The organism is Actinomadura sp. 7K534 (assembly GCF_004348575.1).
Classification (GTDB): Bacteria; Actinomycetota; Actinomycetes; order Streptosporangiales; family Streptosporangiaceae; genus Spirillospora; species Spirillospora livida.
On sequence record NZ_SMKB01000217.1, the window covers coordinates 1 to 11,758 of the forward strand.

The 11,758-nt window shown below is 68.7% G+C and carries 12 protein-coding genes; 7 read left to right on the forward strand and 5 right to left on the reverse strand.

Going from position 1 to position 11,758, the window contains the following annotated elements; translation table 11 throughout:
- The coding region (locus E1266_RS29595; protein WP_132052603.1) for an FAD-binding protein at nt 1-232 on the reverse strand (232 nt) is incomplete at its 3' end.
- A gap of 25 nt (nt 233-257) precedes the next feature.
- Nucleotides 258-719 (reverse strand): MarR family transcriptional regulator, encoded by a 462-nt coding sequence (locus tag E1266_RS29600; protein ID WP_132052605.1) that lies wholly within the window; start codon nt 717-719, stop codon nt 258-260.
- 135 nt (nt 720-854) lie between these two features.
- Here E1266_RS29600 and E1266_RS29605 point away from each other — a divergent pair, with 135 nt between their 5' ends.
- Entirely contained in the window at nt 855-1,310 is a 456-nt protein-coding gene (locus tag E1266_RS29605; RefSeq protein ID WP_132052607.1) for a DoxX family protein, read from the forward strand.
- 352 nt (nt 1,311-1,662) lie between these two features.
- Nucleotides 1,663-3,096, forward strand: a complete 1,434-nt coding sequence (locus E1266_RS29610) for a trehalose-6-phosphate synthase (protein WP_132052609.1) — start codon at nt 1,663-1,665, stop codon at nt 3,094-3,096.
- Here E1266_RS29610 and E1266_RS29615 read toward each other — a convergent pair.
- On the reverse strand, nt 3,029-3,712 hold the full coding sequence (locus tag E1266_RS29615; RefSeq protein ID WP_132052611.1) for an ATP-binding protein: 684 nt from the start codon (nt 3,710-3,712) through the stop codon (nt 3,029-3,031). The two genes, E1266_RS29610 and E1266_RS29615, sit on opposite strands and share 68 nt — an antisense overlap.
- Nucleotides 3,713-3,915: 203 nt before the next feature.
- On the opposite strand from E1266_RS29615, the gene E1266_RS29620 reads away from it, so the two are divergent.
- Both E1266_RS29620 and E1266_RS29625 read left to right on the forward strand, forming a co-directional pair.
- Nucleotides 3,916-4,146, forward strand: coding sequence for a DUF397 domain-containing protein (locus tag E1266_RS29620; RefSeq protein WP_132052613.1), 231 nt, complete (start codon nt 3,916-3,918; stop codon nt 4,144-4,146).
- Between the two features lie 73 nt (nt 4,147-4,219).
- The gene (locus tag E1266_RS29625; RefSeq protein ID WP_132052615.1) at nt 4,220-5,752 is read left to right on the forward strand and encodes an acyl-CoA synthetase; all 1,533 of its coding nucleotides are present in this window, start codon (nt 4,220-4,222) and stop codon (nt 5,750-5,752) included.
- A 77-nt stretch (nt 5,753-5,829) separates the two neighbouring features.
- On the opposite strand, the gene E1266_RS29630 is transcribed toward E1266_RS29625, so the two are convergent.
- Nucleotides 5,830-7,287, reverse strand: coding sequence for a DHA2 family efflux MFS transporter permease subunit (locus tag E1266_RS29630; protein ID WP_243719042.1), 1,458 nt, complete (start codon nt 7,285-7,287; stop codon nt 5,830-5,832).
- A 428-nt stretch (nt 7,288-7,715) separates the two neighbouring features.
- Between E1266_RS29630 and E1266_RS29635 the strand changes: the two genes are divergently transcribed.
- On the forward strand, nt 7,716-8,741 hold the full coding sequence (locus E1266_RS29635) for a methyltransferase (RefSeq protein WP_132052619.1): 1,026 nt from the start codon (nt 7,716-7,718) through the stop codon (nt 8,739-8,741).
- On the opposite strand, the gene E1266_RS29640 is transcribed toward E1266_RS29635, so the two are convergent.
- Nucleotides 8,738-9,376, reverse strand: a complete 639-nt coding sequence (locus E1266_RS29640) for a hypothetical protein (protein ID WP_243719043.1) — start codon at nt 9,374-9,376, stop codon at nt 8,738-8,740. The two genes, E1266_RS29635 and E1266_RS29640, sit on opposite strands and share 4 nt — an antisense overlap.
- A 446-nt stretch (nt 9,377-9,822) precedes the next feature.
- On the opposite strand from E1266_RS29640, the gene E1266_RS29645 reads away from it, so the two are divergent.
- Together E1266_RS29645 and E1266_RS29655 are read left to right on the forward strand one after the other, a co-directional pair.
- Nucleotides 9,823-10,695 carry a helix-turn-helix transcriptional regulator gene (locus E1266_RS29645; protein ID WP_132052623.1) on the forward strand — a complete coding sequence of 291 codons (873 nt, stop codon included), beginning with the start codon at nt 9,823-9,825 and terminating at the stop codon, nt 10,693-10,695.
- Between the two features lie 741 nt (nt 10,696-11,436).
- Nucleotides 11,437-11,691 carry a hypothetical protein gene (locus E1266_RS29655; RefSeq protein ID WP_132052627.1) on the forward strand — a complete coding sequence of 85 codons (255 nt, stop codon included), beginning with the start codon at nt 11,437-11,439 and terminating at the stop codon, nt 11,689-11,691.
- The last annotated feature ends 67 nt before the right edge of the window (nt 11,692-11,758 follow it).

Sequence of the window (11,758 nt, forward strand, 5' to 3'; positions counted from 1 at the left end):
CCTGCCGCTCCCCGACCTCCACCCCGGCGAGGCCGCGCAGGTCGAGCGACACGCCGCGGGTCAGCGACTGGCCGCAGGCCGAGTGCCCCAACCCGCGCGGCACCGCCTCGACGCCCTGCGCGGCGGCAGCGCGGACGGCGTCCGCGACCTCGTCCGCCGAGCCCGGCCGCACCACGCGGACGGGCGAGCACTCCACGATCCCTCCGAAGTCGCGCCCAGCGGAGTCAGGCATGGCCCCAGCATCCCCCACGCGGCGGTCAGCGGTCGCGCAGGCGCTCGGCCACCCGGCCGAGCGCGTCGCCGAGCACCTCGATCTCCTCGGGGGTCAGCACCTCGATCAGGACCTCGCGGACGACCCGCCGGTGCCCGGGCCTGACCCCGGCGAGCGCCGCGGCGCCCTCGGCGGTCAGCTCCGCCCAGACCGAGCGGCGGTCCGTCTCGCAGCCGGTCCGCTTCACGAGCCCGGCCCGCTCCAGCTGGGTGACCTGGTAGGTGAGGCGGCTCTTGGAGACCATCACCTCGCGCGCGAGGTCCGACATGCGCATCCGGCCGCCCGCCGCGCCGTGCAGCTTGACCAGCACCTCGAACTCGGGGTGGGAGAGCCCGCCGTCCCGCTTGAGCTGCCGCTCGACCTCCTGGTCGACCAGGTGGGCCGCGGCGAGGAACGCCATCCAGGCCCGCAGCTCCCGCGGCTCCAGGGGCTCGCCCGCATCGCTCATGCGGTGATTCTAGTTGGCGTGAAAGATGGCTTGAATTTTCTAGATGGTCTGAATTTGAATCATTCTGACTAGCGTCCAGCCAGTCCGGTCCCGTTCTGCTGGTTCCGTCCACCGCCCCACCGGAGGAGACGAGGCATGCTCCCAGCCCGCCGCCACCCCGCCCTGACCGACGCCGGCCTCCTCATCGGCCGGCTCGCCGTCGGCGTGATCTTCATCGCGCACGGCTGGCAGAAGCTCACCGACACCGGGCACGACGGTGTCGCCGGCTCCTTCGCCGAGCTGGGCATCCCGCTGCCGGGCCTGTCCGCCCACTTCGCCACCTGGGTCGAGCTGCTCGGCGGCGCCGCGCTCGTCGCCGGCGTCCTCGTCCCGGTCGCCGGCGTGCTGATCGCCATGGTCATGGGCGGGGCGTTCTGGTACGTGCACATGGACAACGGGCTCTACTCGCGCGAGGGCGGTTACGAGTACGTGGTCGTCCTCGGCGCGATCGCGCTGCTCTTCGCCCTCGTGGGCGGCGGCCGCTTCTCGGTGGACGCGGTCCTGTGGGGCCGCCGCGAAGGCGCACCCGAGCGGGAGTCCGCACCGGCCTGACCCCTCTGAGCCGTGCCCGCCCGGCCCCGCCGGCGCCCGCGACCTCCGCGGAACGCTCGCGGGGCCGCTTGGCGTCGTTTGCCAACACCTGTTCGCGTAACGCCATCGAATGGTGTTATGTGATCTAAGTCACATTTGGTCCAGTCGCGTCAAGGACGTGACCGGCCGGTAAACATCGGTCACCTGGCGGGAAAGCAATATGGCCCGCTCCAATCCCCGTGGCGGGCCGCCCGGCCGCCTGACATCTCCCTTTGCAGGGCATCGCGGCTTACCGTCGAAGTGACAAGATGTTCCCAATGACCGTTTCTGGGCATGAGTGATCGCTGAGAGTTCCTTGAGAGGCGGGTCGCAGGTGTCGCGCGGTAGTGAGTTCGTTGTGGTGGCCAACCGGCTTCCGGTCGACCGGAAGGTGGGAGCGGACGGCATCCCGCGCTGGCGGCGCAGCCCCGGCGGGCTGGTCAGCGCCATCGCCCCGGTGATGCGGAGCAGGAAGGGCACCTGGATCGGCTGGACGGGCGCGCCGGACGAGGAGATCGAGCCGTTCGAGGAGGACGGCATGTCGCTCCACCCCATCGCGCAGTCCGCGGAGGAGGTCGAGCTCTACTACGAGGGCTTCTCGAACGCCACGCTGTGGCCGCTCTACCACGACGTCGTCGCCCCGCCCGTCTACGACCGCGCGATGTGGGACGCCTACGTCCGGGTGAACAGGCGGTTCGCGGAGGCGGCGGCCGAGGTCGCGTCCGAGGGCGCGATCGTCTGGGTGCAGGACTACCAGCTCCAGCTCGTCCCGCGGATGCTGCGCGAGCTGCGGCCCGACCTGCGGATCGGGTTCTTCCTGCACATCCCGTTCCCGCCGCTGGAGCTGTTCTGGCAGCTGCCGTGGCGCCGGCAGATCCTGGAGGGCCTCCTCGGCGCCGACCTGGTCGGCTTCCAGCTCCCGGGCGCGGCGGCCAACTTCGTGCGGCTGTGCCGGCGGCTCCTGGAGGCCCGCTACGTCAAGCAGGACGTCTACTGGGACGACCGGGTCGTGCGGGCCCGCGCCTTCCCGATCTCGGTGGACGTGGACGAGCTCGACGAGCTCGTCGGGCGCCCGGAGGTCCAGGAGCGCGCGCAGGAGATCCGGAACGACCTCGGGGACGCGACCGTCCTGCTCGGGGTCGACCGCCTCGACTACACCAAGGGCATCACGCAGCGGCTGCAGGCGTTCGGGGAGCTGTTCGAGGACGGCCACCTGAAGCCGGGGCAGGCCGTGTTCGTGCAGATCGCCACGCCCAGCCGGGAGCGGGTCGAGCAGTACCAGCTGCTCCGCGAGGAGATCGAGCAGCAGGTGGGACGAATCAACGGAGAATATGGCGAACTGGGCTTTCCGGTCATTCACTATATGCACAGTTCGTATGACCGCCCCGAGCTGACCGCGCTCTACCTGGCGGCGGACGTCATGGTCGTGACCCCGCTCCGCGACGGGATGAACCTGGTCGCCAAGGAGTACGTGGCGTGCCGCAAGGACCTGCGCGGGGCGCTCGTGCTCAGCGAGTTCACCGGTGCCGCGGCCGAGCTCAAGCGGGGTGCGTTCCAGGTCAATCCCTACGACATCGACGGCCTGAAGGGGACGCTGCTGTCCGCCCTCGCGGCCGAGCCCGCCGAGCAGGCGCGGCGGATGCGCACGATGCGCCGCCGCGTCATCGAGAACGACGTGGACCGCTGGGCGCGCGCCTTCCTCAGTGAGCTGGAGCGTCCGGAGCGCTCCGTCCAGGCGCGGCCGGCTCCCGTGTCTGCGGAGGGCTGACCCGCAGGTCGAAGGCCGCCCAGACGGCCTTGCCGCCGGTGGCGAGCCGCGCCCAGCCCCACGCGTCGCTGACCGCGCCGACGACGAGGAGGCCGCGGCCGCCCTCGACGAACCGGTCCGGGTCGCTCGCGAGCGGCTCGGGCGGACGCCCGTTCGGGTCGGTCACCGAGACGACGAGCCGCCGCGGGTGCGCGATCAGGACGAGCTGGATCGGGCACAGCGGCAGCGGCTGGGGGAGTCCCTCCATGCCGTGCCGGAGCGCGTTCGTGGCCAGCTCGGACACCGCGATCACGACGTCCTCCACGCCCGCGGCCAGCCCCCATTCGCCCAGCGTGGCCTGGGTGAACTCGCGAGCGGAGCGCGGGGTCGTGATCTCCGCCGGGAACACGCGCCGCGCCATGCGCGGCGTGCCCGTGTGGGGCGTGGGCCACAGCCCGGCGAGGCCGGGCTCCACCACCGGGACGGCCGCGGAACCGTTCGCCGGCCCGTTCGGGCCGTGCGGGTCGCGCGGCGCCCGGGGGGCGTCCGGCCAGGGGTGAAGGGCCGCGCCATGACGCGGCCGGCCGCCTCCCATGGCGGCGGGAGCTGCGACTTCGTCTGCCTGGTCAACGGTCATGGTCTGAACCTCAGAGGCGTGCGGGGTCGGTCACCGGCGAGCGTTCGCTATCTTGCTCCCCAAGCCGTGCAGATGCAAGACCGTCTGCATGAACGAATGCAAGAACGAATGCACGTGCATCTCGTACCATTTGTGTGGGGTGGGGCGAGATCGCGGCCTTCCTGCGGCAAGCGGGAGGGCTGAGACGCCTAGAGGGGGCAACGATGGACGGCCAAGCGATGTCGGACGTCTGGCGCAGCGAGCTCGTCTGGCAGAAGAGCCGGCGCAGCAACCCGTCCGGGAACTGCGTCGAGATGGCCGAACTCCCCAACGGGGAGATCGCCGTGCGCAACTCCCGTGACCCCGAGGGAGCGGTGCTCGTCTACACGCGCGAGGAGGTGGAGGCCTTCGTGGGAGGGGCCAAGGACGGCGACTTCGACCACATGCTGGTCTGACGTGGCGGGATGACCCCCGCGCACGAAACCGAACGGGATTCCATTCCGCCGTCCGGCCCGGTAGCGTGCGGCCATGCATCTGGGGCAGATCGCCGCACAGACGCCCGACAAGCCCGCCGTCGTCATGGCGGGCTCCGGGCAGGTCATCACGTTTCGGGAACTCAACGAGGAGTCCAACCGGCTCGCGCAGCTGCTCCACGCGGAGGGGCTGCGCCCGGGGGACCACATCGCCTTCATGCTGGAGAACCATCCGCTGTACCTGGCCATAGCCTGGGCGGCACAGCGGTCGGGGCTCTACTACACCGCGATCAGCACGCGGCTCCAGCAGGAAGAGCTCGCCTACATCGTCGACAACTGCGGGGCCAAGGCCTTCATCACCACCGCGTCGATGGAGACCGCCGCCAAGGCCCCGCCGGAGGTGCCGCTCCGCCTCATGCTCGGCGGCGCGGCACCCGGCTACGACTCCTACGAGGAGCGCGTCGCCCAGCACCCGCCCACGCCCATCGAGAACGAGTGCGAAGGCGTGGACATGCTCTACTCGTCGGGGACGACCGGCCGCCCCAAGGGGGTGAAACCGGCCCTCTCCAAGGCGCCCATGGGCGAGCCAGGCCCGCTCTACCAGTTGCTCTCGCTGCTCTTCCAGCCCGACGCCGACTCGGTCTACCTGTCACCGGCGCCGCTCTACCACGCCGCACCGCTGCGCTACTGCATCACCATGCACCGCTTCGGCGCGACGGTCGTGGTGATGGAGAAGTTCGAGCCCGAGGCGGCGCTCGAGGCCATCGAGAAGTACGGCGCCACCCACAGCCAGTGGGTGCCGACCATGTTCATCCGGATGCTCAAGCTCCCGGAGGAGACCCGCGCCCGCTACGACGTGTCGAGCCTGCGCGCCGCCGTCCACGCCGCCGCGCCCATCCCCATCCCGATCAAGGAGCAGATGATCGAGTGGTGGGGCCCGATCCTGCACGAGTACTACGCGGGGACCGAGGGCAACTGCTTCGTCTACACCAACTCCGAGGACTGGCTGACCCACAAGGGCACCGTCGGGCGGTGCGTCCTGGGCGAGGTCCACGTCTGCGACGAAGAGGGCAACGAACTGCCGCCCGGGGAGCCCGGGACGCTGTACTTCGGCAACGGCCCCCAGTTCGAGTACCACGACGACGACGCCAAGACGGCCGCGTCCAGGGACCCGAAGGGCCGCGGCTGGAGCACCCTCGGCGACGTCGGCTACGTGGACGAGGACGGCTTCATCTACCTCACCGACCGCCGCGCCTACATGATCATCAGCGGCGGGGTGAACATCTACCCGCAGGAGGCCGAGAACGTCCTCGCCGTCCACCCCAAGGTGGCCGACGTCGCCGTCTTCGGCGTCCCGGACGCCGAGATGGGCGAGGCGGTGAAGGCCGTCGTGCAGCCCCTGTCGATGGACGAGGCCGGCCCCGAGCTGGAGGCCGAGCTCATCGCGTACTGCCGCGACCAGCTCGCCCACTACAAGTGCCCGCGCTCGGTCGACTTCCGGCCGGAGCTGCCCCGGCACCCGACCGGCAAGCTCTACAAGCGGCTGCTGAAGGACGAGTACTGGGCGGACCGTCCCGCGCAGGCCTGAGACGGCCCTGAACGGCGAAGGCCCCGGCCGGGGTCACTCGGATCCCGGCCGGGGCCTTCGACGCGGCAGAGGCGCGCTCAGTGCATCGGCATCGGCGCGTCGACGCCCGTCACCTCGGGCTTCCTGCGCGGCAGCAGCAGCGCCGGCAGGAACGCCAGGGCGATCAGCCCGACCGCGTACCAGTAGGTGTGCTGGAAGGCGTCCGCCATCGGGCCGGCGATCTTCTCCATGATCTGCGGCGGCACCTCCTCGGTGGAACCGATCTCACCGCCGGACCCGTCGCCGAGCTTGGCCGTCAGCTGGCGGGCCAGCAGCACCGACATCATCGCGGTGCCGATGGACGCCGACACCTGCTGGAAGATGTTCAGCATCGTGCTGGCGCGCGGCACCTCGTCGTGGACGAGGGTCTGGATGGCCGCGGCCATGGTCGGCATCATCGTCATGCCCATGCCGAGACCCATCACGAACAGCACCGTGCCGAGCGTCCAGTAGGACGTGTCCGCCCCCAGGACCGCCGCGAAGGCCGCCACCGACAGCACCACGACCGCCATGCCGACCAGCACGACCCGGCCGGGCCCGATCCGGTCGGTGAGCCGCCCGCCGATCGGCATCGTGACCATCGCGCCGAGGCCCTGCGGGGCCAGCAGCAGGCCCGCGCTCATCGCGCCCTCGGCGCGCACCGTCTGGAAGTACAGCGGCAGCAGCAGCATCGCGCCCATGAACGCGATCGAGAACAGCACCATCGTGCCGGACGCCGCCGCCACCGACCGGCGCTTCAGCAGCCGCAGGTCGATCAGCGGGTTCCGCGCGGACAGGGCCCGGAACACGAACCCGATGACCAGCACCGCGCCGACCGCGGTGAAGACGAGCGGCTCCGTCAGCATGAAGTCGCGCTCCTCGGCGCCCCGCGCGACACCGTAGATCAGCGACGCCAGGCCGGGCGACAGCAGGAGCAGCCCGATGAAGTCGAGCCGCTCGGCGGGCTGCGGCTCGTCCGCCTTGAGGATGCGGCCGGCCAGGAACAGCGCGACGATGCCGATCGGCAGGTTGATGAAGAAGATCCACCGCCACGACACGTCGTCGACGAGCCAGCCGCCGAGGATCGGGCCGCTGATCGGGCCGAGCAGCATCGGGACGCCGATGATGCTCATCACCTGGCCGACCCGCTGCGGCCCCGCCGCCTGCGTCAGGATCGTCATGCCCGCCGGCATGATCATGCCGCCGCCCAGGCCCTGCAGGACCCGGAAGAGGATCAGGGACTCGGCCGACCACGCGAACCCGGCGAGCGTCGAGCCGAGCACGAACAGCACCAGCGAGATCATGTACAGCCGCTTGGTGCCGAACCTCGCACAGGCCCACCCGGTGATCGGGATGACCGTGGCCAGCGCCAGGGTGTAACCCGTCGCGACCCACTGGATCGTCGCCAGGGGGGTCTTGAACTCCCTGGCCAGGTCGTTGATGGCGACGTTGACGACGGTCACGTCCAGGATCGACATGATCGCGCCGAGGACGACGACCCCGGCCACCGCCAGCACGCCGCGATCTAGACCTCCGCCTGCGTCGGGCTCCTCTCTGGGGCCTTCCGCCATCTTGGGAGATGCGGGAGCGGTCAACTCACATCCAATCGTCAGGCCCCGCATGCGGGCACGCAGGGACCAGGTGGTCACGTCTCAGGGGGTACCGCCGCAAAATACTGCAGCGACTGACACTTCCGCGAACGCTTAACTCCCGCGGCTTCCCGGAGTATTCCGCCCGGCTCCGACGAATTTCCCTGCTCCCACCCGCCCGCGAGCAACCCTCAACCACCCTTGAGGTGAACCCGGTGTGACACACCCAACATCCCGTCCTGCTCAGACCCTGCTTGTTGCGCCTCACCACCACTGTCGCGGGCAATCGCCCGGCCGCCCTCCGCAACTATTCGTAGTTCCGCTAATACTCTTGGTGGTCGATCGCGGGAGGTGTCATGTCAGCCGAGGTGCCGGAAAGCCCGCTGGCCGTATCGATGGTCGGCCTGCTCACCGGCGGCTGGGTCGCCCAGGCGGTGAGCGTGGCCGCCCGCCTGAAGATCGCCGACCACCTCGCCCGCGGGCCCCGCTCCGCCGCCGACATCGCCGCCGCGGTCGGTGCGGACGCACCTACCTTGCACCGCCTGCTCCGTGCCCTCTCCGACGTAGGCGTCGTCCAGGAGCGCGAGGACGGCCTCTTCAGCGGGACCCCTCTCGGTGACCTCCTGCGCAGCGACGTCCCCTCCCTGCGCGGCTACGCACTGCTGACCGGCGCGTCCTTCCACCGGGACGCCTGGAGCGCCCTGGAGCACAGCGTCCGCACCGGCGAGGCGGCGTTCACGCACGTCCACGGCCAGGAGGTCTTCGACCACCTGCGCGACAACCCCACCGACGGCGACGTCCTGAACGCGGCGATGATCGCCATGTCCGGCGAGTTCATCGCCCCGGTCGTCGCCGCCTGCGACTTCTCTCCTGGCCAGACGATCGTGGACGTGGGCGGCGGCCACGGCGTCGTCCTCGCCGAGATCCTCGCCGCCAACCCCGGCACCCGCGGCATCCTGTACGACCTGCCGGAGGTCGTCGCCGACGCCGCCGGCGGCCCCCTTCGCGAGGCCCTCGCCGAGGACCGCTGCCAGATGATCGGGGGGAGCTTCTTCGATTCCGTGCCGCCCGACTGCGACAGTTACGTCCTCAGCCACATCGTTCACGACTGGGACGACGACCGGGCCGTCCAGATCCTCGCCGGCTGCCGCCGGGCCATGAGGCCCGACAGCCGTGTCCTCGTCGCCGAGGGCATCCTCCGCGAGGGCCCGGCCGCGTCTCGTATCAAGTGGCTGGACCTGGAGATGCTCGTGATGACCCGCGGGGGCCGGCAACGTACCCAGTCCGAATACGAGGCCCTCTTCGGGCGCGCCGGCCTCCGCTTCACCGGTATCCCCGCCCACAGCCCGACCTTCACCGTCCTGGAAGCCCGCCCGGCCTAAGCGACGTGGTCCTGCAGCGCCGTCGTGAGTTGCAGGACGGACGGCACGTGGACATACCCCTGACGACGCCGTCCACCGACGGAGACCTTCAGGTCAGGGTGGTAGGTGGTGGGGCATATGCCTTCGTACCCGTGCCTGACGATCCCCCAGTAGATGTCCTCGGACACTACGAGCACCAGGGGAGACGGGGTGTTTCGCAGGCACTGCTTCAACTTCGGTGCGTCGAGCAACCGGCACGCCAGGTCGACCGCCTCCCCGAAGCACCCCTTGCCGTCCCGGTGGACCTCTCCGGCGTGCACGGCGGCCCGGAGCCGCAGCCCGAGGCGAGGCAGTTCGGCGACCGGAAGGTCCGCGTTGTATCCGGCGAGCTGCTGCGCGAGCTTCGGGACGAGCCGGGACAGCAGCAGCGTCTTGGGCAGTTCGTCCACCGGGTGCAGCAGGACGAGCACTCCGTCGCCCCGGTCCTCGAACGGGTCGCACCAGCCGCCGTCTACCCCGGTGTAGTCCATGGCCCGGCCGAGCATGTCGTAGACCTGCGAACGCAGTTCCTGCCTGATCGGATTCGTCCGCACGGCCGCCGTCGACCCCTCGATGTCGATGACAAGGATGCTCCTGTGCACTGGCTGACTGCTCACCGGAGCGACCCCCAATCTCGCACGGCCGGATCACCGGTACGCCACATCCTGGACGCCTTGGTCGACAGGCCGCGCGAATACGGCAGAAATACATCCCCGGCGAGGCGCATCGCGTCGGAAGACGGAATTGCGCGGACCGCCCGAGTTCGGGGTGCCCGGGTGGTGATCCACGAATGTCGATCTCCTCGGGGGAGGACTAGCGCCAGTCTGCCGTCGCTTTTGCGGCCATGCAAGGTGCACAGCCACCTGCATCGCGGGGGGAGCGTTTCTGTATCCGAGAGGAAAGTTGGCCCGTTCCAGCGGAGGCAGCAGGATCTTCATGGGAGAGGAGCGACTCGAATGGGGGCTGGTGGACTTCGTGTCATAGTTATACGTTCGCTCTGCAACTTGCATCATCAGTGAATGTTCGGGCTCATGAGAGCTGAAGTGATCCGCTGGGAGGCAAGGTGGCTATAGCGCCGACAGTCCGCCGGCGTCGGCTCGGAATCGAGCTCCGGCGCCTGAGGGAGCGACTCGGGCCGACGGTCGAGGAGATTGCGGCGCGGCTGGACTGGTCCCCGTCCAAACTCAGCCGAATCGAGAACGCCCGCATCGGAGTCCGCGTCTCCGACGTGCGCCTCCTACTGGAGTTGTACACCGTGGACGAGGCGCACATGGGGGAGGTCCTCGCCCTCGCGCAGGCGGCGACGCAGCAGGGGTGGTGGGCGGACTATCGCGACGTACTGCCCGGAAAATTCGGTACGTTCATCGCCTTGGAAGATGAGGCGCGTACTGCGTTGACCTTTACGACCTATGCCATTCCGGGCCTGCTCCAGTGCGAGGAGTACGCCCACCGCGTGCTGACGAGCGGCCGTGCCATCGCCGTTTCCACCCCGCGCGAGGTCGTGCGCCGGTTGGAGTTGCGTATGCGCCGGCAGGAACTGCTGCGCCGAGAGAATCCGCTCGCCCTTTCCGCCGTCATCGACGAGTCCGTCCTGTTAAGGGTGATGGGCGATCCAGATGTCATGCGTCAACAGATGCTCAGTCTGCTCGATCTGGCTACGCTGCCTCACGTTCAGATCTACGTTCTGCCGTTGAAGGTGCACAGAGAGCCGGTGTTCTCGGAGACCTTCACGCTCCTTGAGTTTGAGCCGGCCTATGATGTGAGCTTTCCGGACGTCGTATACGTCGACAATCTCTCGACCATGGGTGAACTGCAGGATGACGGCATCACGTACATGTACCGGAGGTGCTGGGAAGCGGTGAAGGCGGCGTCGCTCACAGCGGATGAGTCACTTAACCACATTTCTAGGATGGCGGAGGAGTGGATGCGCTGCTGAGTGGCAGCAAGGCGCTGACATGGCGCTTCAAGGTGCTATCGGGGTATGAAAGGTTTTATGGCTTTCCCGAAAAACCGGCGAGGGACATAGAGTACCGTGTCAGGTTTTTTGGAATCCCGTATCGCGATGATCCCGTAGAAGTTGGCGACTTCCACGCAGTTCGTCTCGCCCGTGCAGTCTGGCTCCTTCTTGCAGGTCGTGCTCCGGCGCCATGGGCTACTTCCGTACTCCACGCGTGATTTGGGCATGCTGAATGTCTTCCGTTTTGGTGGGTTGTCGGCGGAGATCTTGCCTGACTATGGTGACGTAAAGTCAGGTCCATGTCTAGTATTTCCGTCGTCTTGCTGACTGCATGCCGAATTGCTAGTTGGGAAGATTGTTGATGTTTGTCCGTTTTGATGTTGATGGACCACCGGGATTCGGCTCAATGCTCCGCGACCTCCTGAAGTGTCACTTGCCCGACCTTTTGGAGAGGGTGTCCACATGACCGAAGGATGTATACGATGATGTCGGTTATGGAGAGAATCTCAGCAACATTGTCTGGTCGATGCGTAATCCGGTCCGGTGGCGGCCGGGCGACTCTGCTGAACTCATAGCGCATGTGGCTGTCGCCGGGGTATCAGGTTGGGCCTGCATGCGTGTTCCTGGCTGAGGCGGGTCGGCGGCTGGACATGAGGGACCGGTGGCTGAGGTCCTTGCGGCCGCCCGCCCGGGACAGCGCCGCGACGGCGGGCGTCCTCGATGTGCTTCGGGGGCGCCGGTCTCCAGCGGCGACCTCATGAGGGCGATGAGGTCGGAGGGGTCCGGGACGACCTGATCGACAGGCAGCGCCTCTGGGCGACGGGCGCGTATCTGCCGCTGGCGCCTCACAGGACCGAGATGCTGCTCGACCCGCTCGCGCAAGCCCGGGAGGGGATGAACCACACCGACCCGGACCGGGTGGTGCTCCATAGGGTGCTCGCCGAGATGGAGCCGGACCACGTCTCAAGGCTGTGAGTCGTGGAGGTGCGCCGTGGGTCTAGGGGAAGGCCGTGCGTGGGCTCGGGGAAGGTCGCCAACTCGC